Below are 25,436 nucleotides of genomic sequence, written 5' to 3'. Positions count from 1 at the left end.
CTCACTTCTCCCCCGACTTCGCCGCGCGGATGCGCGGGTCGACGATGCCGTAGACGATCTCCACGCCGAAGTTCGCCAGCAGCACCGCCACGGTGATGATCAGCGTGACGGCCTGGATGACCGGATAGTCGTTCGCGGCGATCGCGTTGAACAGGAGCAGCCCGACCCCCGGATAGCTGAAGACGAGCTCGGTGATCAGTGCACCGCCCACGAGGGTGCCGATCGCCAGCGCGAGCCCGGTGATCTGCGGCAGCATCGCATTGCGGAAGATGTACTGGGTGATCTTGTTGTCCTTGATGCCCATCGCACGGGCGTAGTTGACGTAGTCGCCGCCCAGCTCGTAGATGGCCATCGAGCGCATGCCCACGGCCTGCCCGCCGATGAACACGATCACCAGCGACAGGAACGGCAGCCAGTAGTAGCTCAGCGCGTCCCACAGGAAGGCGAAGCTGAGCTCGGGCGTGAGCCCCAGCGAGTAGGCGCCGCCGACGGGGAAGAACCCGGTGACGACGGCCAGCACGTACAGCAGGATGATCGACAGGCAGTAGTACGGCATCGCGGAGAGGAACAGCGCGGAGGTGAACACCGAGCGGTCCCAGTTCCCGCCGCGGAAGGCGGCGATCGCCCCGACGACGTTGCCGAGGATCCAGCCGATGAGGATGGCGGGCAGCTGCACCCCGATCGACCAGGGCAGGGCCTGGCCCACGAGGTCGTTGACCGAGGCGGGGTAGTAGGCGAAGGAGGTCCCGAGGTCTCCCGAGAACACCTTGCCGATGTAGGTGAGGAACTGCTGGCCGAGCGACTGATCGAGGCCGAACTCGTGCACGTAGCTCTCATACACCAGCCGCTGCTGCTCGCTGGTGACGCTCCCGCCGCGCGAGAGGTTCGAGACGATGACGTCGACGGGGTTGCCGGGGACGAGCCGGGGCAGCAGGAAGTTCAGACCCACTGCTGCCACGAGCGCGACCACGTACCACCCGGTCTTCTGGGCGATGTAGCGACCGAGATTCACTGTTCGACCTCAGCCGCCGATCTTCGTGAGGTGGAAGATCCACTCGTTGCCGGCGCCGCGGAACATCGGCGGGGCGTAGTCGTTGTCCTCGGTGGGCCAGTTCGACCAGTTCGAGGCGTTGAACTCGAAGAACTCGTCCGGACGGTACATGAGCGGGAAGGCCGGCACCTCGGCGCGGTAGAGGTCGTCCAGCGCGGTCAGCGCCTCCAGCTTGGCGTCGTCGTCCGCGGCAGAGGACGCGGCCGTGAGGAGGTCGTTGACCTCGTCGTTCTCCCAGCGGCCGAAGTTGCGATAGGCGGTCTGGCCCGCGGGGACCATGTCGACGTTGCTCATCACGTCGCTGAAGCGCTGCCAGGGGGTGGAGGGCCCGGTCCCTGCCACGTACCAGCAGCCCATGTCGAAGTCGCCGTTCTGGAAGGCGGTCGAGACCTGGGCGTCCTGGGGGAAGTTCGTCGAGGCGTCGATGCCGACCGCCTGGAAGTTCCGCGCGACGATCTCGAGGGCCGCGTTCCAGTCAGTCCAGCCCTGCGGGGTGATCAGCGTCCAGGGGCCGAGCTTCTGGCCGTCCTTGGCGTAGATCCCGTCCTCACCCTTGGCGTACCCGGCCTCCTGCAGCAGCTCCTCGGCGCGCTCGGCGTCGAAGGTCCAGCCGTCCGCGGAGGCCTTGTCCCGATCCAGCCACTGGTCCTCCGCACCGTCGGGGATGATCAGCGAGGCGAGCACCTGGGAGGAGTAGCCGGACATGGCGGTCTCGGCGATCGAGGCGTAGTCCACGGCATGGGCGAGGGCCTTGCGCACGAGCGGATCGTCCAGCCCGGGCCGCGCCGTGTTGATCAGGAACATCGGCATCGAGCCGGGGACGTAGTACGGCTTGTCCTGGAGATAGGTCCCCACCGGCTTGTCGGACTCCCACATCTTCCAGATCTGCGGCACGAACTGCTGCATGACGTCGAGCTCGCCGTTCTGGAACTTGAGGTTGCCGTCCTCGTTGGACTTGAAGATCGGGTGCACGATCTTCGACATCGCGGGCAGGGCGCCGTAGTGGTCCTTGCCCCAGTACTCCTCGTGGCGGGCGAGGATGATCTGGGTCTGGTCGGCGAGCTCCAGGGTGAAGGGGCCGGTGCCGAGCGGTTCCATGGTCTCCCAGGCCGCGATCGAGTCGCCCGATTCCTCGACCGCCTGCTCGAACTGGCTCTTGGCGACGATGTACTGGGTGGCCAGCGAGTTCAGGACGGCGCCGACGTTCTTGCGCTCCTGGTTGATCGCGATGTTCAGCGTGTTCCCCTCGGCGGTCAGCTCCTCGACCTCGGTCCAGAACGAGGCGATGCCCAGTCCGGGATCGATCTTGCCGAGCTCGAAGGTGTACAGGACGTCGTCGGTCGTGAACTCGGTGCCGTCGTGCCAGGTGATGCCGTCCTGCAGAGTGAGGGAGATGGACTCGGTGCCGGTGACCTCGTAGGACGCGGCCAGACCCGGCAGCAGCTCGCCGGTGACGATGTGGAAGCGCAGCAGGGTCTCGTAGACGTACTGGGCGACGTTCGCGGAGGCGGGCCACGCCGGGGACGCGGCGAAGGTGTTGAAGGTGGTGGGCGGGCTCCACTGGAAGCCGGCGATGAAGAGGTGGTCCGCGGCGTCCCCGCTGCGACCCGGTCCGGCCTGCCCGTTGTTGCCGACGCCGACGAGATCCTCGTCCCCGTCACCGCCTCCGCCGGAGCCGCCTCCCGTGGCACCTCCGCAGGCGGCGAGGGCCGCGACGGAGCCGACGACTCCCGTGGTGGCCATGAAGCGACGGCGCGAGGTGCCGTCCGAGATCCGACGCGTTTCGATTCCGGTCATGGCAGACCTGCCTCTCTGTGGGCCCCGGCTCGGGGCTCGGGTCACCCTTGACCCGTGGAGTGATTGAACCTCCCCGGCGGAGAAAACTTCCATCGGTAGGCGTTACGGTCGGATAACGATCGTGAGCGATGTCACGTGTGAAACGTTCTGCCCGGGAATCAGGGCCTGACCAGGAGAGGGAAACCGGTGCCGCGCATCCTCGCCACGATCTGCTTCGCCGCGACGTCCGCCCCGGCCAGCAGCGGCGAGGGGACACCGGGGGTAGCGCCGATCGCGGAGCCCGGCTGGGTGGACTGGGCCGGGATGCCCAGCACCACCACGGAGGGGTCGACCGTCCCGTCGGCGGCGACGAGGTTGTGTCCGAGGAGCGCCTCCTCGGAGATCTCGGCGCCGGTCGCCTCCATGCTGTGGGTCTGCACCCCGTCGACCGTGTGGATCCGCGCACGGCCGGTGTCGAGCAGCGCACGCAGCAGGGGATCGGAGGTCCGGGGGATCCGTCCCTTGGACATGCGGGTCTCGAGCAGCACGCCGGAGGTCTCGACCGCGCCGGTGATCGGGGACGCGGCGCGGAATCCAGCGATGGCCCCGTCGGCCTCCACCACCATCTCGGGACCGATCAGGGAGACGACGCCGGCCTCGATCAGCGCGAGGACCAGGCGCACCCGATCGGCCGGCGGACCGGAGGCGAGCGCGAGGGAGTCCCCGTCGAACCAGCCGAGCACGTCGCGGACCAGGGACCGGCCGGTGAAGGCTCCGTCGCCGGCGAGGCGCCCGACGTGCCGGCGCAGCGCGCCCATCGCACCGTTGACCGCGGCCCGCGGATGATGCCGCGGGTCCGACATCGACCCGAGCTCGTCCTCGATCAGCCTCTCCACGATCCGGTCCCACGCCCGGGCGCCGACCGCGGCGCCCCGGGTGGGGCGATGCAGCTCCTCCAGGGTCCAGGACCAGCGCTCGTCGCGGATCGCCGCGATGAGGACCTCGTCGACCTCCGCGGCCGAGGCCGTCCCGGCGAGATCGACGAGCCGGTCGGCGTGCACCGCCGCCGGGTCCAGCTCGGCGACGGCCTCGAGGTGGACGCGGGCGAACTCGCGCGCGAGGACCGGCCACACCTCCGCGCCGAAGTCCACGTCGGTGCGTCGGCCGAGCGCGGCGAACCAGTCGTCGGTGGCCCACTGCGCGGCGAAGGGACGCACGGGGCGCCCGCCCTCGGGCTTGGAGCGGTAGGGCACGCCGCGGCGCGAGCCGACCACCAGTCGCGGCTCCCGGCCGCTGGGGACGTAGCGCAGCCGGCCGTGCGGAGCACCCGGCACCTGCTCGACGAGGCCTCCCCAGTCGGCGACCAGCTCGCCGATCACGTCGAAGAAGTTCGCGCCGAGGCCGCGCACCAGCACCGTCTCCCCCGCCGGCAGGCCGGTCCAGCGGCGCTCGGCGGGCATCCCGGGGGCGGCATAGCGCAGGCCGAAGCGCTCCGCGAACTCGGCGAGCGCGGTGACCTCCGGCTCGGGCAGGGCCTGGACCATCCCCTGGGCGAGCACGACCGTGGCGGCGGCGAGGCGAGTGCCGTCCTCGAGCACCACGACGGTGTCCTCGCCCGCGCGCTCGAGGTCGACGGCGAGACCGACCACCTCGGTCAGCTCGACGGTCCCGTCGGCGATCGCGGCGTCGAGCTGATCGCGGTAGTACGCGCCCTGCAGGCGCCGGCTGGGGAAGGACGCCCCGGTGAGAGCGGAGAGCTCCTCGAGCACCCACTCCCCCGCCGGGTGCGCGCCGTCGGCCCGCACCCGCCGCGCCCAGTCCACGAGATCGGGCCCCGGGGCGAGCGGGCCGCTCATCGGGGTGGAGTCGTCGGGGTGGACGGTGGTGGCGTCGGCCTGGGTGTTGTTGAGGTACTGCGCGGGCTGCTCGATCAGCCAGGTCGCGCCGGGGCCGACGGCGAGGGCGTCGACGACCGCCAGTCGCACCGTCCGCGGGGCACCGGCCGCGGCGCGGGCGGCAGTGCGCAGCACGGTGGCCACGCCGCGGGGTCCGCCGCCGATGATGACGGCGTCGAAGGCGGTCATCGGGCGGCTGCGGACGGGGTCATGACGGACACAGGGGAAGCCTATGCGCCTGCCCGGTGGTCCCTGGGGGACCGCGGACGTCGGGACCGTCACCGTGGGGTCCGTCCCACCGCGCACGAGGACCCGGCCCTCCCCGGGCCGGAGGGCGCCGTCGGTGCTAGCGTGCCGGAGTGATCGCCTCGACCCCCTCCGCCGGCTCCTCGCCCACCGCCTCAGCGACCGGTTTCGACCGCGAGAAGTACATCGAGCTGCAGTCGCGCCATATCCAGGACCGTCGCGAGCAGATCGGCGGGAAGCTCTATCTGGAGATGGGCGGGAAGCTCTTCGACGACCACCACGCCTCGCGCGTGCTGCCGGGCTTCACCCCCGACAACAAGATCGCGATGCTGCACCGGCTCAAGGACGAGCTGGAGATCCTGGTGTGCCTGAACGCCAAGGACCTGGTGCGGCAGAAGGTGCGGGCGGATCTCGGGATCACCTACGAGGACGACGTGCTGCGACTGATCGACGTGTTCCGCGAGCACGGCTTCCTGGTGGAGAACGTGGTGGTCACGCAGCTGGAGGACACCAACCACGTGGCCCGCGCCTTCATCGACCGGCTGGAGCGGCTGGGGCTGGTGGTCGCGCGGCACAGCGTGATCCCCGGCTACCCGCAGGACACCGCCCGGATCGTCTCCGCGCAGGGCTTCGGGGCGAACGAGTACACGCGGACCACGCGCGACCTCATCGTGGTGACCGCGCCGGGGCCGGGCTCGGGCAAGCTCGCCACCTGCCTCTCGCAGATCTACCACGACCACCAGCGCGGCATCGGCGCGGGGTACGCGAAGTTCGAGACCTTCCCGATCTGGAACCTGCCGCTCGAGCATCCGGTGAACCTCGCCTACGAGTCCGCGACGGCGGATCTGGACGACCTGAACCTCATCGACCCTTTCCACCTCGCCGCCTACGGCGAGCAGGTCACCAGCTACAACCGGGACGTCGAGGTGTTCCCGCTGCTGCGCACCCTGCTGGAGAAGCTCACCGGCGCCTCCCCCTACGCCTCTCCCACCGACATGGGCGTGAACATGGCCGGGCAGTGCATCGTGGACGACGAGGTGTGCCGCGAGGCCTCGCGCCAGGAGATCATCCGCCGCTACCACAAGGCGCTGATGCACGAGCGGATCAACGACGAGGAGGACGTCGTCTCGCAGCGGATCGGCATGGTGATGTCCACGGCGGGCTGCACCCCGAGCGACCGCGCGGCGGTGGAGCCGGCCCTCGCGGTCGAGGCGCGCACCGGGGAGCCGGGGGCGGCGATCCGACTCGCCGACGGCACGCTCGTGACCGGCAAGACCTCGCCGCTGCTGGGCTGTTCGGCCGCGATGCTGCTGAACGCGCTGAAGCATCTCGCAGGTCTCGACCACTCGGTGCAGCTGCTCTCCCCCGACTCGATCGAGCCGATCCAGACCCTCAAGACGGAGCACCTGGGCTCGCGCAATCCGCGCCTGCACACCGACGAGGTGCTGATCGCCCTGTCGGTCTCCGCCTCGGACGACGAGAACGCCCGCCGCGCGGTGGACCAGCTGCGCAGCCTCGCCGGCTGCGACGTGCACACCACCACGATCCTCGGCACCGTGGACGAGGACATCTTCCGCAACCTCGGGATCTCGGTGACCTCCGAGCCGCGCTTCCTGCGCAAGGCGCTCTACCACAAGCGCTGAGCGACCCTCAGGATCGCGCCGCCCCCTGCCCCGGGACGGACACGTCGGTCGAATGGTGACCGGCCTCCTCGGGACCGTCCCCACCCCGGGGCGGATCGCTCCCCGGATGCTCCGGGGCGGGTCTGCTAGCGTCCGCGCGTGCCCTCCGCTCCCCTGCTCCGTCGGCGACTCCTCCGTCTGCTCGCCGTGCTCCTGACGCTCGTGCTGCTCGCCGTGGCAGGGTTCGTGGTGTGGAGCCGGATCGGGGTGATGGACGCGGAGCCCGAGCCGTGGCAGGGGGTCCTCGAGGACCCGGGCGTCACCGCGGAGCGGACCGACGACTCCCTGGTGCTCCGGCCGGGCGCGCCCGAGGACGAGGACGTGGGCCTGCTGTTCTACCCAGGGGCGAAGGTCGCGCCGGAGGCCTATGCGGCGCGGCTCTCCGGCCTGGTCACCGAGCTCGGCATGACGGTGGTGATCGTCGAGCCGCCGCTGAACCTCTCCCTGGTCGACCGGCGCGCTCCCGACCGGTTCACCGGCGTCGCCCCGGAGGTCGACACCTGGCTGGTCGGGGGACACTCGATGGGCGGGGTGCGGGCCTGCGAGCTCGCCGAGGAGTCCGACGCCCTGGTGCTGTTCGCCTCGTACTGCGCCACGGACCTCTCCACGTCGGAGACCCCGGTGCTGAGCCTCTCCGGCAGCGAGGACGGCCTGTCGACCCCGGAGAAGATCTCCGACCACCGCGATGCCCTGCCGGAGAGCGCCACGATGGTCGAGATCGCCGGCGCGAGCCATGCGAGCTTCGGCGACTACGGGCCGCAGCGCGGTGACGGAACAGCGGTCATCGACGATGCGGAGATGGATGCCGCGGTCGAGGAGGCCGTCGCCGAGCTCCTCGACTCGCTGCCCTGATCCCGGCCGCCCGGCACTCCATCACGGCAGCGCGATCAGCGCCTGGACCGGGGCGTGGTCGGAGGGGTAGGCACCGCTCGCACCGCGCCACACGTTGATCGCCGCCCTCGTGGTGACGAGGTCGTCGGTGGTGAGCACCCAGTCGATGCGGTCGCCGTCCTCGACCGGCTCCTCGTAGCCGGGGAAGGTGCCCCAGGCCGGGGTGAGGCGCTCCGCGGCGGAGTCCCAGGTGTCGACGGTCGGCCCGTCGGTGACGAGGGTGGTGCAGGCGCCGGAGCCGTGGGCGTGGGAGGTGAAGTCGCCGGTGAGGATGGTGGGCAGCTCGTCGAGCGCCCCGCCCTGGAAGAGGTCGATCATCGCGTCCGCGCTGCGGATCCGGGCGGGCTCGCTCTGGTGATCGAAGTGGGTGTTGATCATCGCGAGCTCGGCCCCGGAGGCGAGGTCGCGCAGCCGCGCCCACACCAGGATCCGGGTGACGGTGTTCCCCAGGTCGCAGAGCCGATCAGCGCGGGCGTGTCGGAGAGCCAGAACTGATCCCACTCGAGCACCTCCAGGCGGGTGGTGTCGTAGAAGATCGCGGAGAGCTCCCCGCCGCTCCCGCCCTCGCGCCCGTAGCCGATGCTGCGGTGGCGCGGGAGGGCGGACTCGATCGCGGCGAGCTGCCCGTGCAGGGCCTCCTGGATGCCGAGCAGGGTGGGCTGCTCCCGTTCGAGCAGCTCGATCAGCAGCGGCCGACGGTCCGGCCAGTGGTCGGGGTCGCCGCTGACCGTCCCACCGCTCGCGGAGCGGTCGTAGCGGATGTTGAAGCTCATCACGTGCAGCTCGTCGCGCCGTGCCCGCCCGATGAGCACGCGGGAGGAGGGACGCGCGGGCGCGCGCCCGCATGGGATCAGTCGTCGAGGTGCTCGACCGCGTAGTCGGCCTCGGCCTGGGTGAACTGATCGCCGTACTCGGAGGAGAGCTGGTCGCGGATCGCCTCCGGCGACATGTCCATGGTGTCGCGATAGCTGCGTGCGGACTCCAGGGCGTTCTGGTTCCAGTCCGCGACGATGGTGTCGATCGCGTACTGGGCCTGCTCCTCGGTGAACTGCTCGCCGTACTCGGAGGTCAGCTGATCGAAGATGCCCTGCTTGGACATGTGCATCGACTCGGAGTAGCTCTCCGCCGACTTCAGCGCGTTGTCGTTCCAGTCCGCCTCGAGGGTGTCGACGGCGTACTGCGCCGCGTCCTCGGAGAACTGATCGCCGTACTCGGAGGTGAGCTGATCGAAGATGCCCTGCTTCGACATGTGCATGAGCTCGGAGTAGGTCTCGGCGCTGTTCAGCGCCGAGGTGTACTCGGAGGGGACGTCGTCCTCAGCAGCGGGATCCTCGGCGGGCTCGTCGGCCGGCTCCTCTGCGTCGGCCTCGTCCTCCGTGTCATCGAGGTCGTCTGCGGCCTCCTGCTCGACGTCCTCCTCCTCGGTGATCTCGGGCGCCGACTCGGTCGTCGTGGCGGTGTCCCCGTCATCGCTCGAGCTGGTGGCGACGATCGCGGTGCAGCTCGCGATGCCGAGCGCGAGGATGGCGAGGCATCCGCAGCCGGCGGCGAGGAACCACTTGCCGCGCTTCTTCTGCGGCGGGGTCGGGACGGCGGCGTTCTCGGGTGCGCCGAACTGCGGCGCGAAGGAGGGGTCCGGGGCGCCGGACTCCGGGGACGGGGGGAGGGTGCTGTTCACAGCGGGAGTCCTCTCGGGACATGGTGCGAAGGCCCCGGAGCGCGGGCTGCGCTCGGGGTACTGCTCGGAGAGAGGCCTGCTGCGGGGTGCGGGTGCTCCGGGATCGAGGGGAAGGGGCCGATCGTCCGCGCGGGGCCTGTGAGTGAATCCTGCGCGAAGAGTCCGACACATGAACTGCCGGACACCTGTAATGCGCCGCAGATCACAGGGGCCGGATGGAACTGCAGGTCACGGAAGGGTAATGACCTTCGGGGCCGGAACGGTCACTCCGGGGCGGGCCCGTCCCAGATCGCGTCGTAGCGCTCGGCGAGCAGCGGCCAGACCTGCTCGATCGCGTCGGCCGGGGAGGCGACCTCGGCCGACGCGGCCTCGAGCACGAGCTCGTGCGGGATCACGCGACCCGACTCGTCGGCGCGACCCTCGGGATCCGGGAAGCGCACGGCGAGGAGGGCACCGCTGCGCCAGCACCCCTCGGTCCCGTCCTCGTGACCGGCGAAGGCCCGTTCGTACAGGTCCAGCGGGTCGGTGCCCGTCGTGCCCTCGAAGGGCAGGAAGCGGAACCCCCAGCTGCGGCCGCGTGTCGCCCACAGCAGGATCATCGCCGGCTCCGGCGCAGCACGCCCTCGCTCTCGGCCCGCTCGAGCTCGATCTTGAAGCCGGTGAGGATCGCGGAGAGATGCTGCTGCTTCTCGAGCGCGCGGGCGTGCACGGCCTGGAGCTTCTCCCCCGCGAGCGAGGCGGCGTCCTGGACCACGTCCTTGCTCAGCAGCGGCACCACGGTCGCCAGGATCCCGGAGAGCGCACCGAGACGTCCCGGCAGGCGGTGCCGTGCCCCGAACATCGCCAGCGCCATGGCGCCGGTGCCGATCGTGCCCGCGTGATCGACGAGCTCGCGGGCGACCTTCGCCGGGATCTCCTGCCTCCGTGCCCAGGTCACATGGCGTTCGAAGGGCAGCATCGCGGCGAGCGGCAGGATCACGTCCACCCCGATCCGCTCGCGCACCGCGATCCGGCCGGGCGTGAACCGGGCCGAGGACAGCAGCAGGGCGTCCTCCCCGACGGCGAGCGCGTCGTCGCCCTCCACCATCGACTCGATCGCCTCGCGCAGCTGGGCCAGCTCGTCCGCGGCCTTCTCGAGCACGAGCGCCTTGAAGCCGTCCACGTCCGTCTCCGGCAGCAGGTCCGCCTTGGACAGGGCGAGCACCCAGATCCGCGGGAAGCGCACCAGCTCCTTCCCGTCCTCGAGGATGTCCTCCCGCAGTCGCACCAGTCCGGTGCGCAGGGTGTGGAAGAGGGCCTTGAGGTAGCGCTCCTCCTCGCCGGCGGCGTCCTTCAGCTTCTGGCCGTCCACCATCAGCAGCGCGACGTCGGAGACGAGCAGGGCGCGGAACGCCTCGATGCGGCGGCGCTCCTCCTCGGGTCCGCTGACGGAGCGTTCGAACCACTCCCCCGGATAGTCGTGCCACACCAGCTGCACGGCCTCGACGGGCATGGCCTTGCGCTCGGCGGCGCTCGGGGTGGAGCGCAGCGAGAGGGTGAAGCGGTAGGGCTCCGCGCGGAAGCGGTTCCCGGCGGGCACCTCGGCGGAGTTCTCCATGCGGAAGTAGTTCTTCAGCAGGCGGTCGCCCTGGGTGGTGTCGTCGGCGACGAGGTCGTAGAGCTGAGGGGTCGCGGAGTCCTCACGTCCGGCGGCGTCCTGCGCGGCACCGTAGAAGGAGGACAGCAGCACGGTCTTGCCGCTGCCGCTCTCGCCGAACACGGCGATGTGCTGCTCGAGCTTCCGGCTGCGCGGCGCCGGTCCTCGTCGCGGGATGCGCCTGGTCTTCTCGCGGGCTGCCATCCCCCGAGACTAGGCGACGAGGGCGCCCCGTCGTGCTCTTCCGCGGCACCGCCGACGATCCGCCTGCCGCGCCCCGACCGAGGTCGGTCGACGAGATGGGCGGCGTCCGGTGGGATGGGGGCATGGACGCACCCCGGAGATCTCCCCGCGCCGACTCCTCGACCGCCACCGGCACAGCGGCACCCCTACCACCCGGTTGGCCGGAGGTCGCCGCGGCAGCGGTGACCTACGTCGCCGCCTTCGGCCTCGTGATGTGGCTGCTGCCGATGGTGGGCGACGACGCGATCGGGGGCATCGTGGGCCTGCTCGTCTCCGGGGTGATGGGGCTGCTCGCCTTCGGCGCGGCGTGGCTGGTGCGTCGCCGCGGCCTGTCGGCGTTCGGCATCCGCGCAGCCCGCCCGGGACAGCTCGCGCTCGGCGCCCTGCTGGGTGTCGGCGCATATCTGGTGGGGACGGTGCTGTCGGTGCTGTTCATCCTGGCGACCGGGTTCGACGAGAACGTGCAGTCCACCTATCAGGCCGGAGCGGCGGCAGGGGCGCTCGGGCTGGTGCTCTCGATCCTCGCCGGCGCCCTGCTGACCCCTCTCGGCGAGGAGTTCGCCTTCCGTGGGGTGCTCACCAGCGCGCTGCTCGCGAAGCTGCCCGCAGGGGTCGCGATCGTGCTGGGCGCCGCGGTGTTCGCGCTCGCCCACGGGATCAACCCGGTGCTGCCCACCGCCTTCGTGGTCGGCCTGGTCTCGGGCGTGATGTTCCATCGCACCGGGTCGATCTGGCCCAGCGTGATGGTGCATGCCGGCAACAACCTCGTCGCGCTGCTCGTGCCTCTCGTGGCCGCGACGCTCGTCCCCGCCGTCTGATCAGCGCGGGCTCGCGAGGACCTCGCAGATCAGCGTCGCGGCCTGCTCGACCTCGGCGACCGTGATCCCCCGGCCCAGGGTGAAGCGCACCGCGGTCTGGGCGATCTCCCGCGGGATGCCCAGCGCCAGGAGCACGTGGGAGGGCTCGTCGCTCCCGGCGGCGCAGGCCGAGCCGCTGGAGGAGATCACGCCGCGCTCGGCGAGGTCCAGCACGACCGACTCCCCGCTGCGGCCGGGGACGCAGAAGGAGGCGTGGCCTGGCAGTCTCGCCCCGGGACGATCGATGTCCACACCGGTCAGCAGCACTCCCTCACGAGCCGCGAGCACGCGGCGGACGAGGAGGTCCCGCAGCGCGCCGAGCCGCGGCGCCGAGTCGAGACGCTCTGCCTCGGCCAGCTCGAGCGCGACGGCGAGGGCGACCGCGAAGGCGACGTTCTCGGTGCCGGAGCGTCGGCCGCCCTCCTGCCCGCCGCCGTGCACGAGAGGCTCGAGCGGGTGCCTGCCCCGGATCATCGCCAGTCCGGATCCCTTGGGCGCGCCGAGCTTGTGCCCGGACAGCGTCAGCGCGTCCACGCCGAGATCGCGGAGCTCGACGTGGCCGGCGGCCTGGACGGCGTCGGTGTGCAGGAGCGCGCCGACGGAATGCGCGATCGCGGCGAGCGCCCGGATGTCGTGGACGGTGCCGATCTCGTTGTTGGCCAGCGCGAGCGAGATCAAGGTCGTGTCCTCCCGCAGCACGGCCCGCAGCGCCTCGGGGCTCACGCCGCCGTCGGGAGCCACCTCGACGAGGTCCACGTCGAAGCCGTGGACGCGATGGAGGAAGTCGATGCACTCCAGCACCGCCTCGTGCTCGGTGGCGGCGGTGACCAGGTGCTTCCCGCGCGGGGCGGCGAGGGCGAGCCCCTTGAGGGCGAGATTCGCCGCCTCGGTGCCCCCGGAGGTGAAGACGATGTCGCTGCGGCGCACGCCGAGCACCGCGGCGGCGCGGGCACGGGCGTCCTCGAGACCGGCGGCGGCCGCCTCGCCGACCGGGTGGTGGCTGGAGGGGTTCCCGAAGGTGCCGGTGAGATAGGGCCAGGCGGCCTCGAGCGACTCGCGGCGCACGGGGGCGGTGGCGGCGCTGTCCAGGTAGATCACCCTCGGGCCTCAGGCGGTGACGGTCATGTCGAGGCCGAGATCGAGGTGCCGTGCGCTGTGGGTCAGCGCTCCGGAGGAGATCACGTCGACTCCGGTGCGGGCGATGTCGGCGACGGTCTCGAGGGTGACGGTCCCGCTCGCCTCGACGACCGCACGACCGGCGATGATCTGGACACCGCGGACGAGGTCCGGCAAGGAGAAGTTGTCGAGCATGATCACGTCGACGCCGCCGGCGAGCACCGGCTCGATCTGCTCCGGTCGATCCACCTCCACCTCGAGCGTGGTGGTGTGTCCCAGGCGGGTGCGGGCGCGGCGGATCGCCTCGGTCAGGTCCAGTCCCTGCTGCTGGAGCACGGCCAGATGGTTGTCCTTCGCCATCACCGCGTCGGAGAGGGAGAAGCGGTGGTTGACGCCTCCGCCGCAGCGCACGGCATGGCGCTCCAGGACGCGCAGGCCCGGGGTCGTCTTGCGGGTGTCGGTGACGGAGGCACCCGTTCCCTCCACCGCGTCGACGAAGCTCCGGGTGAGGGTCGCGATGCCACACATCCGCTGGAGGAGGTTCAGGGCCACTCGCTCCGCCTGGACCACGGCGCGGGCCGGTCCGGTGACCCTCGCCAGCACGTCGCCGGCGGCGAAGGGGTCGCCGTCCGTTGCCAGGGCGTGGATCCGCACCTCGGGATCGGTGAGCCGGAAGGCGGCGGCGAACACGTCCAGGCCGGAGAGGACACCGGGCTCACGGGCGGTGAGCTCGGCGCTCGCCGTGGCCTCGACGGGGAGGAACACCTCGGCGGTGAGGTCGCCCCACGGGGCGTCCTCGGCGAGGGCGGCGGCGACCACGGCCTCGATCCGGGCGGTCGGGAGCGTGGGGGCACAGGTCAGCATGCGAGGTCCTCCTGGGTGGGGACGGCGGGGGTGTCGAGTCGGTGATGGGCGCCGACGGAGTTCCGGCGAGCTCGGGCACGTTCCACGAGCAGGCGGGCGAGGTCGAGGAGGTTGCGGTCCTCGAGGGCGGTGATCGGGTCGAGGCAGGAGGGGCCCGGGCCCCGCCAGGCGTCGAGGGCCCGGGCGGCCTCGTCCAGCGCGGCGCCGGTGCGCAGGAGCCCCGCGCGGCTCCACATGAGCTGCTGCAGGGCGCCGCGGGAGAAGGCGGTGTCGCCGCGCGGGACGGCGGGCAGGGGACGGGGCACGGCGCCGCTCCCACCGTCGTGCCGGGCCGTGACCGCGGCGGCCTCTCCGGCCCGTGCCCCGAACACCGCACCCTCGAGCAACGAGTTGGAGGCCAGCCGGTTCGCGCCGTGGACCCCGGTACGGGCGCATTCGCCGGCCGCGAGCAGTCCGGGAAGAGAGGTCGCACCGTCAAGGTCGGCGCTGATTCCTCCCATCCAGTAGTGGGCGGCGGGCGTGACGGGCACCGGTGCTAGGGACCAGTCGATCCCCTGCCGGCGCAGCTCCGCGTCGATGGTCGGGAACCGCTCCCGCAGCCGCGCGCGACCCACCGAGGTGGCGTCCAGCAGCACCGGCCGGCCGGCCTGGGTGCGCATGACCTCCGCGATGGCGCGGGCGACGACGTCCCGCGGAGCGAGCTCGGCGCGGGGGTCGAGGGCGGGCAGGAATCGTCGGCCCTTCTCGTCGCGCAGCACGGCGCCCTCCCCGCGCACCGCCTCCGAGATCAGGAAGCTCTCCGGACCGGCCAGGGCGGTGGGATGGAACTGGTAGAACTCCAGATCCGCGAGCGCCGCCCCGGCCCGCCAGGCGGCGGCGATCCCGTCCCCGGTGGCGACGGCGGGGTTGGTGGTGTGGGCGAAGAGCTGCCCCGCGCCGCCGGTGGCGAGCACGGTCGCCCCGGCGCGGACCCGGGTCCGCTCCCCGTCGGCCGCGAGCAGCTCGGCGCCGAGGACGCGCCCGGACCCGATCAGCAGGTCGACCAGCGCCGTGTGCTCGCGCACGACGAGGCGACCGGGACCGCCGAGCGAGCGGGCTGCCTGCGTGACCGCCCGCACCAGGGCCCGCTGGATCTCGCCCCCGGTCGCGTCCCCGCCGGCGTGGAGGATGCGCGCACGGCCGTGCGCGCCCTCCAGCCCGAGGGCGTACGGCCACGGGCCCGGCCCGGCGGCGCGCCGTTCGCGGTCGAAGGCGACGCCGTGGGCGATGAGCGTCTCGATCGCCGCGGGGCCCTCCTCGCACAGCACCTGCACCGCCTCTGCCGCGCAGAGTCCGGCACCTGCCGCCAGCGTGTCCCGGGCGTGCTGGTCCGGCGTGTCCTCGGGGCCGACGGCGCCGGCGATCCCTCCCTGCGCGCAGGAGGTGGCGCCGTCCGACAGCGCTCCCTTGGTCACCAGCAGCACCCGGGCGGTGCGCGAGGCGCGCAGCGCAGCGGTGAGCCCTGCGATCCCGGACCCGATCACCAGCACCTGCGTCCGCGTCGGGGCGCCGTCCGCTGCGGTCATGCTCAACTCCCGGCAGCCGCGGAGACGGGGCGGGGACGCGCGGCGAGCATCCGCTCCAGCGCGAGGCGGGCGGGCTCGGCGACGTCCTGGCCGACGGTGATGCGGTTGACGATCTCTCCGGCCAGCAGCGACTCGAGCACCCAGGCGAGATAGCCGGGGTGGATGCGGTACATGGTCGAGCAGGGACACACCACCGGATCGAGGCAGAAGACGGTGTGCTGGGGGTGCGCGGCGGCGAGGCGCTGGACCAGGTTGATCTCCGTGCCGATCGCGAAGGTCGTGGGCTCGGTCGCGTCCTCGATCGCTCGGCGGATGTAGTCGGTGGAGCCGGACTCGTCGGCCGCGTCCACGACGGGCATGGGACATTCGGGGTGGACGATGACGCGCACCTCGGGGTGCTCGGCACGGGCTGCGTCGATCTGGGCGGTGGTGAAGCGCTTGTGCACGGAGCAGAAGCCGTGCCAGAGCACCACCTTCGCGTCATGGAGGGTCCGGGCGTCGTTGCCCCCGAGCGGTCGGCGCGGGTTCCACAGGGGCATCTGCTCCAGAGGGATGCCCATGGAGCGGGCAGTGTTGCGCCCGAGGTGCTGGTCGGGGAAGAACAGCACCCGTCGGCCCCGGGCGAAGGCCCAGTCGAGCACGGCGGTCGCGTTGGAGGAGGTGCACACGATGCCGCCGTGGCGGCCCACGAACCCCTTGAGCGCCGCCGAGGAGTTCATGTAGGTCACGGGGATGATCGGGGCGAGAGCACCCTCCCCGTCGTCCTCGTCGGCGACCTCGTCGGCGACCTCGTCGGCATAGACCTCCATCAGCTGCTCCCATGCCTCCTCGACCTGGTCGATGTCGGCCATGTCGGCCATCGAGCAGCCGGCGGCGAGGTTCGGCAGGATCACGGCCTGCTCGGCGCCGGAGAGCAGGTCCGCGGTCTCGGCCATGAAGTGCACGCCGCAGAAGACGATCGCCTCCGCCTCGGTGCGGGCCTTCGCGGCGGTGGCGAGCTGGAAGGAGTCGCCCACGTAGTCGGCGTACCGGACCACCTCATCGCGCTGGTAGAAGTGCCCGAGCACCACCACCCGTTCCCCCAGCTCGGCCTTCGCGGCGAGGATCCGACGATCCAGCTCCTCGGCGCTCGCCTCGCGGTACTCCCGGGGGATCTCGCCCTGGGACGGCGAGCCCGCGGGGATCCGGTCCGCCATCGAGGCTCCGGGACCGTAGCCGGGACCGGAGGCGTCCACGTCCCAGGGGGCGTCCAGCAGGCTGGTGGAGCAGCTGGAGTCCGCGGTGCCGCGCGCGTTCAGATCGCGCAGGGTCAGGTCGACGGAAGAGAGGGTCATCGGGGGTCTCCTGGGGCGGGGAGGTCAGCTCTCGGTGAGCGGACCGTTGTCGGTGAGGTGGATCGTGCGATCGTGCCGGTAGAGGCGGGCGGGGCGGTGGCGGCCGCCGGTGCGGAACTCGTCGGTGGGGACGAGCCGACCGGAGGCCTCGATCTGGCGGCGGAAGTTCGCGGGGTCAAGGCGGCGCTGGAGCACCGCCTCGTGGACGCCGCGGAGCTCGGCGAGGGTGAAGCTCTCGCCGAGGAAGGCGGCGGCGATGCGGGAGTACTCGACCTTGTTGCGCAACCTCCACAGCGCGTACTCGACGATCAGCGAATGGTCGAAGGCGAGCTCCGGCAGCTCGTCGGCGACGAACCATCGGACGTTCACCCCGACGGCGCCGGCGTCGGCCTCCTCGGGACGCACCAGCGCCCAGTAGACGACCGAGACGGTGCGCTCGGCCGTGGTCGGCGCCCGGTCCAGCCCGCCGAAGGCGTAGAGCTGCTCCAGGTGGCGCGGGGTGAGCCGGGTGGTCTCCTGGAGCGTCCGGGCGGCCGCCGCGGCGAGGCCCTCCTGGCCACCGAGCGGTCCTCCGGGCAGCGCCCAGCGTCCCTGGTGGGGCTGGCGGATGCGGCGCACGAGCGGCACCCAGAGCACCGGCAGCTGCGTCCTGGGATGGGGGCGCAGCGCGAAGATGACGGTCGAGACCGCCAGGGACAGCGGAGCGTCGGGCACGACACCTCCTGTTAAAGTCATCGGGACCTTTACTGGTGCCGAGGAGGTTAGTTTCGTCCTGACCAGAAGGAGGCATGGCGACGCCGGACTGTGAGCGGCATCACGTGATCCGTGACTCTAACTCCGGCCGGTCAGGGCGCGCACGAGCGCGAGCGTGACGGGGGTCGCGGCGCGCCGCAGCCGGCGGTGCAGAGCCTTCGGAAGCTCCTGGGCGAGCTCCTCGGGGCTGTCCACGAGCTGCCTGCGGGACCCTCTTCGGGGTCAGAGCGAGACGATCACCAGCCTGCTCGCGACGACGAGCCCGGAGGCGATCAGCACGACCGTGGTGCACCCGAGGATGTCACGCATCGTCAGCCCGGCGATCGCGAGCAGCCGGATGGCCCAGAACGGCTGGTTCATGTTCGTCCACTGGTCGCCGCGGCGCGGAGCGCTCAGGAGCAGCGCCACGGCCACCACCACGATCATCACGATCGCGGCGACGATGTTCCGGAGCGACCACACGGTCCGGCTCTTCGGGACCGTCTGCCCGCCCAGGGAGTCCATGAGGAAGGAGCCCTCGGTCGCGGCGGTCAGCGGACCGGAGGCCGGAGAGCCCATCTGCCACACCACGAAGCCGCCGAACCCGGCGGCGACCAGCATCGGGAAGTGCAGCCGGAGCCCGCGCTCGCGGCCCTGGAAGACGACCTCACGGGCGAGCAGGCCGGCCAGCCCGTCTCCCCGGTGCGCGGCCACGCCGCCCCCTGGCCGTCATCCGATCTTCTGCAGCTCCGAGAAGGTGAGGATGTAGTCCGGCGAGTCGATCGACATCACCTCGGTGAGGTTCGAGGTGAAGTAGCAGGTGTCGTTCCCGCTGCTGCCGGACTTCAGCGTCCCCGAGAACGTCACGGTGTCGCCGGGGACGAGACCGAGCGCCGCGTCGTACAGCGGAGTGCCCTGCTCGATCAGGGTGTTGTCCCCCGCGTCCGAGAAGGCGTTGTTCCAGGTCCCGATCTCGATGTCGTCCTCGATCTCGATCGTCACCACGGCCTTGCCCTCGCCGTTGGCATCGACCGTCCTCACCGTCCCGACCCAGTCCCGGACCGTGCCGTCGGGCACCGACTCGCACATCGCGTCGCTGCGCACGGTCAGGACGTTGGCGCGCTGGAGGTCGGTCTCGGCGGACTCGGCCTCGGCGCGCCCCTGGGCGACGGCGTCCGACATGGCCTGCTGCGCAGCGGGCACGTCAGCAGCGGGCACGTCAGCGGCTGAGTCATCTGCGGCAGGGGCCTCAGCCGCCGGTGCCGCCTCGTCGGAGGGCTCCTCGGCGGGCTCCTCGTCGTCGACCTCCTCGGCCGTCGCGTCGGCGGCCTCGGCGGGCTCGGCGTCCTCCTCGGCGGGCGCGGCCTCGATCTCGACCGGTGCGGTGACGACGACCTGCTCGGGCTCGGGCGCAGCCTCGAGATCCCCGCTGATCGCGCTGCTGACGAGGGAGAAGATCATGCCGACCACGAGCACGATCGGGGTGACGATCCAGGCGGTCCGCTTGTTCCTCTCGAAGCCGGCGAGCTGCTGGCCGGTGCTGTCCCGCCCTCCGGTGACGACGATGATCAGCAGGTCGATCAGCGCCCACAGCCCGGCACCGCCGCAGGTGATCAGCTTCAGGAGTCCCAGCCCGACGAAGCCGCGGTAGAAGCGGTCCACGCCGAGCGTGCCGAGGAACAGCGCGAGCAGCCATGCCACCACGAAGTCCTTCGGCGGCCGCTGCGCCGGGACGGGGGCGACGGAGCCCGGCGCCCCCGGGTACCCGGAGGGTGCGGACTGCGGGGCCGGCGGCGGGCCGTAGCCGGGATGCCGCTGTCCGTGCGGAGCGTTCGGGGACGGCGGACCGTAGGGCGAGGCGCCATGGGGCGCAGGGCCCTGCGGAGCCTGCGGCTGCCATCCTCCGGCCTGGTGGGGAGGGTACGGCGAGCCCTGGCCGGGCTGCTGGGGACCGCCGGGCGGCGGAGGGGGCGGGATGGTCGACATGGTGTCTCCTGGGGTGGATCGGGCGCGCGGACGAGACCCGAGAGGGAACGGAGGGTGGCTCCCCCGGGTGGGGTCGCGCGGAGAAGGCCGCACTCCCGACCGAGCTGGCTGAATCATCAACCAGGGGTGTGACGGTCGAACGCGACGGCCCTCCCGCCGTGGGGCGCCTCAGCGGCCCGCGGGGCTCAGGAGCGTCGACTCCACCACGTCCGCGAGCTGCTCGGCCGCCCGTGCGCTGTCGTATCCGGGGTCGCGCTGTCGCTCGGCGACGATCGCGTCGATCGCACCGCCGATCCCGAGGGCGGCGGTGCGCAGGTCACCCTCGGGCATCGGCTCCCGCGCGCCCCGTGCCGCCGCGAGCAGCTCCGCGAGCGGCCCCCAGCGGTCCCGGGACTCCCCCACCGCACCGAAGTGCACGATCGCCTCGGAGAGGACCCGGGTGTGGTGCGGGTGCTCCCGGAAGTGGCCGACGAGCGCGGTGATGTAGGCACGGGGACGCTGCGACGGCCCGGCCTCCTCGACCACCGCTCCCACCTCCTCGACCATCGCGTCCAGCACCTGCTCGTAGGCGGCGCGGAGGAGATCGGCGACGGAGCCGACGTGGTGGAGCACGCTCGCCTTGCTCAGATCCGCCCGCTCGGCGACGCGGCCGAGGGTGGCGCTCCCGTAGCCGTGCTCCCCCACCAGCTCGACGGCGAGCGCGATCAGCTGCTCGCGGCGCGGCTGCGGTGCGCCGGCAGGTCGGCCGGCCCGTCGTCCCGTTGACATGGCTGCCAATCTACCGCATGGTTGATTGATTGCTCATGGTCGAGTGAGAATCAGTCCACCGGCGAAGGGAATCGGTATGACCGAGCGCGAGACCACCCGCCGACGGCGCCTCCCCCGTCGGCGCCAGATCCTCCTCGCCGCCCTCGTGGCGGTGGGCCCCGCCGCGGGATACCTCCTCGGTGCCGACAGGGTCGCGCCGATCGGCCAGTGGCGCTCGTCCGAGGGTCGCACCGCCTATCTCGAGGCCTACGAGCTCGCCTTCACGCAGATGCCGACCCCCGCCGAGGTGCTCGACGTCCGCACTGACTTCGGGATCGTGCGCGTGTACCGCTTCGAGGGCGGCGACGCGGCGCACCCGATCGTGGTCCTGCCGGGCACGGCATCGGGCTCCCCCGTCATGGCGGACAACATCCCCTCCCTCCTGGAGAGCGGTGACGTCTACGCGCTGGACCTCCTGGGCGAGCCGGGCCGCAGCATCCAGGAGCGGCCCATCGCCTCGGACGCCGACAAGGCGGCGTGGCTCCACCAGACCCTCGTGGCCCTTCCCGAGCAGCTCTTCCACGTGCTCGGGCTCTCGATCGGCGGCTGGACCGCCGCCAACCTCGCCCTGCACCACCCGGAGGACCTCGCGAGCCTGGTCCTGCTGGACCCGGTCCAGACCTTCGACGACCTCCCTGCCGACACGGTGCTCCGCTCGCTCCCGGCCGCCTTCCCCTGGATGCCGTCGTCGTGGCGCGACGCCTTCACCTCCTACACCGCCGGCGGAGCCCCGGTGGAGGACGTGCCGGTGGCTCGCATGATCGAGTCCGGGATGAAGAACTACCGCATGGTGCAGCCCTCGCCGTCCCGGATCACCCCCGAGCAGCTGGGGACCCTCGAGGTGCCCACCCTCGCGATCCTGGCCGGGCGCTCGGTGATGCACGACCCGGCGACCGCGGAGGAGACCGCCCGCTCCGCGCTCCGGGACGCCCGGGTGGAGGTCTTCCCGGACGCCAGCCATGCCCTCAACGGCGAGCACCCGCAGGAGATCGCGGACCTGGTGGACGAGTTCGTGGCCGAGATCGAGGCCCGCTGAGACCGCGCTCGGCCCGCTCCTGTTCCCGCGGGACACCGGGACGTGGAGGAGGACGCCCGAGGGCAGCCCTCAGCGCTCCCGTCGGCCGCGCGAGACCGCATCCCTGAAGCGAGTCGGGATCCGCACCGCGCGCTCGGCCCGATGGAAGGCGTCACCCGCCTGCCGTGCGACCTTCGTCAGCGTCCTCTCCGCCGTCGCCAGGCGGCGCTCCGCCGCGAGGGCCCGCTCCTCGGCCGCGGCGGCTCGCCGCTCCGCCGCCTCGATGCGCGGGCGCGCCGCGGCGAGCCCCTTCTCGGCCGCGTCGAGCCGACGGCCCATCTCCGAGAGGCGGTCGTCGTTCTTCGCGGCCCTGGCGGAGGCGGTGCGGCGCAGTTCGGCCTGCTCCTTCTTCCGCCGGACCTCACGGTCCTGCAGCACCGCGTGACGCTGCACCGTCGCGGGCGGGTCCGCGAGCCAGGTGGGCCGCACCGCCGGCTGGAAGTCCGTGCTCGCGACGCGCTGCTCGTAGTCCGCGAGGGCCGCTTCCTGCCCCGCGTCGTAGATGTGCGTGAAGCCGTTGTCGTGGACGAAGCGGCTCAGCGCCTCGAACCGTTCGGCATGGCCGCGGTTGAACTCGGTGAAGTCCGCGTGGGCGTACAGCTCCTGGACGGTGCCGGGCTCGGGGTCCGTGCCGCGCACCAGGGAGGGGATGCCGTGGTACCGGGCGAGCTCGAGGGTGCGCGAGTCGTGGGCGAGCATCACCGCCGGGGTGCCGGCCAGGACCGCGGCGATGTTGCCGTGGGCGCGGGCCCCGAAGGAGAAGTCCATCCCGGAGAGACGGTCGATCCACGGGTAGGCGTCGATGAACAGCTCGGCCCGGGCCGCCGTGAACTGGGGGTGGGTGCGCTCCAGCGGCAGCCGCGGATCGGTCGCGGCGTACGGCTCGCTCGCCCAGAGCATCAGCTCCAGGGTGCCGTGCTCCTGGGGGATGTAGGTCGCGCGGTACCGGGCCTCCGCGTCCTCGACGAGGTCCCCGCCGAAGGGATCCTTGGTCTCGAGGTTGTAGGCGATCGGCGCCCCCGGCCGGAGGGCCTGCGGCACCTCCACCCGGTGCCCGGGACCGTGGAGCGCCAGGGACGGGCAGCCGACGACCACCACGTCCCGGAACCCCAGGGAGGCGAGATAGTCCGCGGTCATCTCGCCGCGCACCGACAGGGCGCTCGAGCCGTTCAGCACCGCCCGCGCGAAGCGCTTGACCGTCGGCTCCATCGCCTTCAGCGCCGTCGGGTCCCCGTCCAGCGGGAGCTGTGCCCCGCAGGAGAGCAGGAGGAAGGGGATCGTGAGGCGCTCGAGGAACTGGGCGGTGCGCAGCAGCTGTCCCTCGAACTCCGGCCGGAACGCATTGGCCAGGGGCAGGATGAATCCGTCGTACTCGTCGTTGACCTGCGCGGCCATGCCGGCGTTGATGCGGTAGCGGTTCGCGTCCACGACCGTGTCCGCGGTCGAGAACAGCTTGTGGGCCGCGGCGCCGTAGACCAGGTTCCCGCTGTTGGTGCCGAGCAGGTTCCGCTCGAGGGTGAGGAACGGGTCGACGACGTCGAACGGGGTCTTGCCGAGACGCATCAGGTAGCGCGTGGTCATCGAGTCACCGTCTTCGCGATCATGGCGCGGGTGCTCCGCGGCGGGCGGCCCTCGTCGGCCCCCGCTCCGGCAGGCTACCCGGCCGGGGGTCCGAGACGTCGGAGGCGGGCGCTCCCTCCACACTCCGGCCGCCCCGCTCGCGGCCCGTCGCCGGGCCCGCATACAGTGGCCACCATGAGCACCCCGCACGCCGCCGATCCGATCTCCGCGCTCCGGGACGGGGACGCCGGGCAGACGGAGGCGGCCCTGGCGATCCTCTCGCGCGTCTTCGGCTACGACTCCTTCCGCGGGGACCAGGCGGCGATCATCGAGCAGCTCGCCCGCGGCGGCGACGCGGTGGTGCTGATGCCCACCGGCGGCGGCAAGTCGCTGTGCTACCAGATCCCCTCGCTGCTGCGCGAGGGCACGGGGATCGTGGTCTCCCCGCTCATCGCGCTGATGGCGGACCAGGTCGCGGCGCTCGAGGGCGTCGGCATCCGTGCCGCGTTCCTGAACTCGACCCTGGACCTCGACGAGGCGCGCGCCGTCGAGCAGCAGCTGCTGGCCGGAGAGCTGGACCTGCTGTACATGGCGCCCGAGCGGCTGGTCCTCCCCCGCACCCAGGACCTGCTGCGACGGGCCCGGATCGCGCTGTTCGCGATCGACGAGGCGCACTGCGTCTCCCAGTGGGGCCACGACTTCCGTCCCGACTACCTCGGGCTGTCCGTCCTCGCCGAGGCGTTCCCGCAGGTGCCGCGGATCGCGCTGACCGCGACCGCGACCGCGGCCACCCGCCGCGAGCTCACCGAGCGACTGCGGATGCAGGATGCGGAGCACTTCGTCTCCAGCTTCGACCGACCGAACATCCAGTACCGCATCGAGCCCAAGGCCTCCCCGCGTGAGCAGCTGCTGCGGCTGATCACCGCCGAGCACGAGGGCGAGTCCGGGATCGTCTACTGCCTCTCGCGCAAGAGCGTGGAGACCACCGCCGCCTGGCTGAGCGACCGCGGGATCCCGGCCCTGCCCTATCACGCCGGCCTCGACGCCGCCGTGCGCCAGGACCACCAGGAGCGGTTCCTGCGCGCCGAGGGTCTGATCATCGTCGCGACCATCGCCTTCGGGATGGGCATCGACAAGCCCGACGTCCGCTTCGTCGCCCACCTCGACCTCCCCAAGTCCATCGAGGGCTACTACCAGGAGACGGGCCGCGCGGGCCGCGACGGGCAGCCCTCGACCGCCTGGATGGCCTACGGGCTCGGCGACGTCGTCAACCAGCGCCGGTTCATCGACGCCGGCGACGGCGGCGAGCAGTTCAAGCGCAACGCCCGCTCCCACCTCGACGCGATGCTCGCGCTGTGCGAGACGGTCTCCTGCCGCCGTGCGCAGCTGCTGCGCTACTTCGGCCAGGACTCCCCCTCCGCGTCCTGCGGCAACTGTGACACCTGCCTGTCCCCGCCGCAGACCTGGGACGCGACCGTCGCCGCCCAGAAGCTGCTCTCGGCGCTGATCCGCCTGGAGCGCGAGCGCGGCCAGAAGTTCGGCTCCGGCCAGGTGATCGAGGTGCTGCGGGGTCGGGAGAACGAGCGCTCCTCCCAGTCCCGTCATCACGAGCTCAGCGTCTGGGGCATCGGCGAGGAGCTCGGGGAGAAGGAATGGCGCACCGCGATCCGTCAGCTGCTGGCGCGCGACGTCATCGAGGCCGAGGGCGACTACGGCGTGCTCGTCCCCGGCCCTCAGGCGGGACCGATCCTGCGCGGGGAGGAGTCCATCGAGCTCGCGGTGGACCGCAGTCCGCAGCGCGCCGCCCGCTCCGGCGGCCGGAGGGCGGGCGGGTCCTCCCGCGCGGCCGACGACCTCGAGCCCGCCCAGCGCGAGCGCTTCGAGGCCCTGCGCGCCTGGCGCACCGCGGTCGCGAAGGAGAAGCAGATCCCGCCCTACATGGTCTTCTCCGATGCGACGCTGGTGGGGATCGTCGAGGCCGGGCCCCGCAGCGTCAGCCAGCTCGGCGCGGTCAGCGGGGTCGGCGCGAAGAAGCTCGCCGAGTACGGCGAGGCCGTGCTCGACGCGCTGCCGGATTCTCCCTCCTCCTGACCTCCGACCCGGGTAGTCTTCGGTCATCTGACCAGCAGGGATCTCGGGGGACTCACCATGACCGCGCCATCACCGGCGTCCTCGCCGTTCGCACCGCAGGACCACCAGCCGCCGCCGCGGAAGCGCACCGGCATGATCATCGCCGCCGTGGCCGGGGGTCTCGGCTGCCTGTTCGTCCTCCTGATCGCGGTCGTGCTGATCGTCGTGCTCGCCGTGCGCGGCGGTGGGGCCGGCAGCGGTGGCGGTGGCGAGGGGACGACGCCGACCGCCACCCCCGAGGAGCAGGCGACGGCCCTGGTCACGGACTACATGGAGGCGCTGGCGGCGGGAGACGCCGCCACCGCGCTCGAG

The 25,436-nt window shown here is 72.0% G+C and carries 22 protein-coding genes and 1 pseudogene; 6 read left to right on the top strand and 17 right to left on the bottom strand.

The window, feature by feature from the left end:
- Position 1: 1 nt before the first annotated feature.
- The 3 genes from ACT3SP_RS02115 to ACT3SP_RS02105 all read right to left on the bottom strand — a co-directional run bounded on the left by ACT3SP_RS02115 (position 2) and on the right by ACT3SP_RS02105 (position 4,911).
- Entirely contained in the window at positions 2–1,012 is a 1,011-nt protein-coding gene (locus ACT3SP_RS02115; protein WP_444585585.1) for an ABC transporter permease, read from the bottom strand.
- Positions 1,013–1,021: 9 nt separating this feature from the next.
- Complete coding sequence (locus ACT3SP_RS02110; protein WP_444585584.1) at positions 1,022–2,848, bottom strand: ABC transporter substrate-binding protein; 1,827 nt, start codon at positions 2,846–2,848, stop codon at positions 1,022–1,024.
- A 158-nt stretch (positions 2,849–3,006) separates the two neighbouring features.
- Positions 3,007–4,911: an FAD/NAD(P)-binding protein gene (locus ACT3SP_RS02105; RefSeq protein ID WP_444585583.1), complete on the bottom strand. Its 1,905-nt coding sequence runs from the start codon at positions 4,909–4,911 to the stop codon at positions 3,007–3,009.
- 170 nt (positions 4,912–5,081) lie between these two features.
- On the opposite strand from ACT3SP_RS02105, the gene ACT3SP_RS02100 reads away from it, so the two are divergent.
- Both ACT3SP_RS02100 and ACT3SP_RS02095 read left to right on the top strand, forming a co-directional pair.
- Positions 5,082–6,611, top strand: coding sequence for a DUF1846 domain-containing protein (locus tag ACT3SP_RS02100; RefSeq protein WP_444585582.1), 1,530 nt, complete (start codon positions 5,082–5,084; stop codon positions 6,609–6,611).
- Positions 6,612–6,749: 138 nt separating this feature from the next.
- Entirely contained in the window at positions 6,750–7,502 is a 753-nt protein-coding gene (locus tag ACT3SP_RS02095) for an alpha/beta hydrolase (protein ID WP_444585581.1), read from the top strand.
- Between the two features lie 21 nt (positions 7,503–7,523).
- Here the strand turns inward: ACT3SP_RS02095 and ACT3SP_RS02090 are convergent, their stop codons facing one another.
- The 5 genes from ACT3SP_RS02090 to ACT3SP_RS02070 all read right to left on the bottom strand — a co-directional run bounded on the left by ACT3SP_RS02090 (position 7,524) and on the right by ACT3SP_RS02070 (position 11,059).
- Positions 7,524–7,964, bottom strand: a complete 441-nt coding sequence (locus ACT3SP_RS02090) for a hypothetical protein (protein WP_444585580.1) — start codon at positions 7,962–7,964, stop codon at positions 7,524–7,526.
- A complete protein-coding gene (locus tag ACT3SP_RS02085) occupies positions 7,916–8,314 on the bottom strand; it encodes a hypothetical protein (protein ID WP_444585579.1) in 399 nt (132 codons plus the stop codon). The genes ACT3SP_RS02090 and ACT3SP_RS02085 overlap by 49 nt, the downstream gene beginning before the upstream one ends.
- 77 nt (positions 8,315–8,391) lie before the next feature.
- A complete protein-coding gene (locus ACT3SP_RS02080) occupies positions 8,392–9,219 on the bottom strand; it encodes an Ltp family lipoprotein (protein WP_444585578.1) in 828 nt (275 codons plus the stop codon).
- Positions 9,220–9,482: 263 nt separating this feature from the next.
- Positions 9,483–9,818, bottom strand: a complete 336-nt coding sequence (locus ACT3SP_RS02075) for a hypothetical protein (protein ID WP_444585577.1) — start codon at positions 9,816–9,818, stop codon at positions 9,483–9,485.
- Entirely contained in the window at positions 9,815–11,059 is a 1,245-nt protein-coding gene (locus tag ACT3SP_RS02070) for a TRAFAC clade GTPase domain-containing protein (protein WP_444585576.1), read from the bottom strand. Before ACT3SP_RS02070 ends, ACT3SP_RS02075 begins: the two co-directional genes overlap by 4 nt.
- Positions 11,060–11,181: 122 nt before the next feature.
- On the opposite strand from ACT3SP_RS02070, the gene ACT3SP_RS02065 reads away from it, so the two are divergent.
- A complete protein-coding gene (locus ACT3SP_RS02065) occupies positions 11,182–11,916 on the top strand; it encodes a lysostaphin resistance A-like protein (RefSeq protein ID WP_444585575.1) in 735 nt (244 codons plus the stop codon).
- Here the strand turns inward: ACT3SP_RS02065 and ACT3SP_RS02060 are convergent, their stop codons facing one another.
- The 8 genes from ACT3SP_RS02060 to ACT3SP_RS02025 all read right to left on the bottom strand — a co-directional run bounded on the left by ACT3SP_RS02060 (position 11,917) and on the right by ACT3SP_RS02025 (position 20,320).
- The gene (locus ACT3SP_RS02060) at positions 11,917–13,053 is read right to left on the bottom strand and encodes a cysteine desulfurase family protein (protein ID WP_444585574.1); all 1,137 of its coding nucleotides are present in this window, start codon (positions 13,051–13,053) and stop codon (positions 11,917–11,919) included.
- Positions 13,054–13,062: 9 nt separating this feature from the next.
- Positions 13,063–13,935, bottom strand: a complete 873-nt coding sequence (nadC, locus tag ACT3SP_RS02055) for a carboxylating nicotinate-nucleotide diphosphorylase (RefSeq protein ID WP_444585573.1) — start codon at positions 13,933–13,935, stop codon at positions 13,063–13,065.
- Positions 13,929–15,500: an L-aspartate oxidase gene (gene nadB / locus ACT3SP_RS02050; protein WP_444585572.1), complete on the bottom strand. Its 1,572-nt coding sequence runs from the start codon at positions 15,498–15,500 to the stop codon at positions 13,929–13,931. Before nadB ends, nadC begins: the two co-directional genes overlap by 7 nt.
- 2 nt (positions 15,501–15,502) lie before the next feature.
- The gene (nadA, locus tag ACT3SP_RS02045) at positions 15,503–16,834 is read right to left on the bottom strand and encodes a quinolinate synthase NadA (protein ID WP_444585571.1); all 1,332 of its coding nucleotides are present in this window, start codon (positions 16,832–16,834) and stop codon (positions 15,503–15,505) included.
- 24 nt (positions 16,835–16,858) lie between these two features.
- Positions 16,859–17,569, bottom strand: a complete 711-nt coding sequence (locus ACT3SP_RS02040) for an NUDIX hydrolase (RefSeq protein ID WP_444585570.1) — start codon at positions 17,567–17,569, stop codon at positions 16,859–16,861.
- A 240-nt stretch (positions 17,570–17,809) separates the two neighbouring features.
- Positions 17,810–18,280 (bottom strand): TIGR00366 family protein, encoded by a 471-nt coding sequence (locus ACT3SP_RS02035; RefSeq protein WP_444585569.1) that lies wholly within the window; start codon positions 18,278–18,280, stop codon positions 17,810–17,812.
- 15 nt (positions 18,281–18,295) lie between these two features.
- Positions 18,296–19,552 (bottom strand): NINE protein, encoded by a 1,257-nt coding sequence (locus tag ACT3SP_RS02030; RefSeq protein ID WP_444585568.1) that lies wholly within the window; start codon positions 19,550–19,552, stop codon positions 18,296–18,298.
- Positions 19,553–19,720: 168 nt separating this feature from the next.
- Positions 19,721–20,320, bottom strand: a complete 600-nt coding sequence (locus ACT3SP_RS02025; RefSeq protein WP_444585567.1) for a TetR/AcrR family transcriptional regulator — start codon at positions 20,318–20,320, stop codon at positions 19,721–19,723.
- Between the two features lie 76 nt (positions 20,321–20,396).
- Between ACT3SP_RS02025 and ACT3SP_RS02020 the strand changes: the two genes are divergently transcribed.
- Complete coding sequence (locus tag ACT3SP_RS02020) at positions 20,397–21,395, top strand: alpha/beta fold hydrolase (protein WP_444585566.1); 999 nt, start codon at positions 20,397–20,399, stop codon at positions 21,393–21,395.
- A gap of 69 nt (positions 21,396–21,464) precedes the next feature.
- Here ACT3SP_RS02020 and ACT3SP_RS02015 read toward each other — a convergent pair whose 3' ends face one another.
- The gene (locus ACT3SP_RS02015; protein ID WP_444585565.1) at positions 21,465–23,015 is read right to left on the bottom strand and encodes a polysaccharide pyruvyl transferase family protein; all 1,551 of its coding nucleotides are present in this window, start codon (positions 23,013–23,015) and stop codon (positions 21,465–21,467) included.
- Positions 23,016–23,189: 174 nt separating this feature from the next.
- On the opposite strand from ACT3SP_RS02015, the gene recQ reads away from it, so the two are divergent.
- Both recQ and ACT3SP_RS02005 read left to right on the top strand, forming a co-directional pair.
- Positions 23,190–25,085, top strand: a complete 1,896-nt coding sequence (recQ, locus tag ACT3SP_RS02010; RefSeq protein WP_444585564.1) for a DNA helicase RecQ — start codon at positions 23,190–23,192, stop codon at positions 25,083–25,085.
- A 57-nt stretch (positions 25,086–25,142) separates the two neighbouring features.
- Positions 25,143–25,436: pseudogene (locus ACT3SP_RS02005) on the top strand (hypothetical protein); the annotation flags it as partial.

Origin of the sequence: Brachybacterium sp. AOP43-C2-M15 (assembly GCF_052446295.1) — a bacterium.
In the GTDB taxonomy this organism is placed as follows: Bacteria; Actinomycetota; Actinomycetes; order Actinomycetales; family Dermabacteraceae; genus Brachybacterium.
The sequence above is the reverse complement of the archived record's forward strand: the minus strand, read 5'-3'. Positions and strand labels throughout refer to the sequence as shown.

Coding starts and splice junctions, on each gene's coding strand:
- ACT3SP_RS02110 (WP_444585584.1), bottom strand. CDS start 2,848: ATGACCGGAATCGAAACGCGTCGGATCTCGGACGGCACCTCGCGCCGT.
- ACT3SP_RS02105 (WP_444585583.1), bottom strand. CDS start 4,911: ATGACCGCCTTCGACGCCGTCATCATCGGCGGCGGACCCCGCGGCGTG.
- ACT3SP_RS02085 (WP_444585579.1), bottom strand. CDS start 8,314: ATGAGCTTCAACATCCGCTACGACCGCTCCGCGAGCGGTGGGACGGTC.
- ACT3SP_RS02075 (WP_444585577.1), bottom strand. CDS start 9,818: ATGATCCTGCTGTGGGCGACACGCGGCCGCAGCTGGGGGTTCCGCTTC.
- ACT3SP_RS02070 (WP_444585576.1), bottom strand. CDS start 11,059: ATGGCAGCCCGCGAGAAGACCAGGCGCATCCCGCGACGAGGACCGGCG.
- ACT3SP_RS02065 (WP_444585575.1), top strand. CDS start 11,182: ATGGACGCACCCCGGAGATCTCCCCGCGCCGACTCCTCGACCGCCACC.
- nadC (WP_444585573.1), bottom strand. CDS start 13,935: ATGCTGACCTGTGCCCCCACGCTCCCGACCGCCCGGATCGAGGCCGTG.
- nadB (WP_444585572.1), bottom strand. CDS start 15,500: ATGACCGCAGCGGACGGCGCCCCGACGCGGACGCAGGTGCTGGTGATC.
- nadA (WP_444585571.1), bottom strand. CDS start 16,834: ATGACCCTCTCTTCCGTCGACCTGACCCTGCGCGATCTGAACGCGCGC.
- ACT3SP_RS02040 (WP_444585570.1), bottom strand. CDS start 17,569: ATGACTTTAACAGGAGGTGTCGTGCCCGACGCTCCGCTGTCCCTGGCG.
- ACT3SP_RS02030 (WP_444585568.1), bottom strand. CDS start 19,552: ATGTCGACCATCCCGCCCCCTCCGCCGCCCGGCGGTCCCCAGCAGCCC.
- ACT3SP_RS02025 (WP_444585567.1), bottom strand. CDS start 20,320: ATGTCAACGGGACGACGGGCCGGCCGACCTGCCGGCGCACCGCAGCCG.
- ACT3SP_RS02020 (WP_444585566.1), top strand. CDS start 20,397: ATGACCGAGCGCGAGACCACCCGCCGACGGCGCCTCCCCCGTCGGCGC.
- ACT3SP_RS02015 (WP_444585565.1), bottom strand. CDS start 23,015: ATGACCACGCGCTACCTGATGCGTCTCGGCAAGACCCCGTTCGACGTC.
- recQ (WP_444585564.1), top strand. CDS start 23,190: ATGAGCACCCCGCACGCCGCCGATCCGATCTCCGCGCTCCGGGACGGG.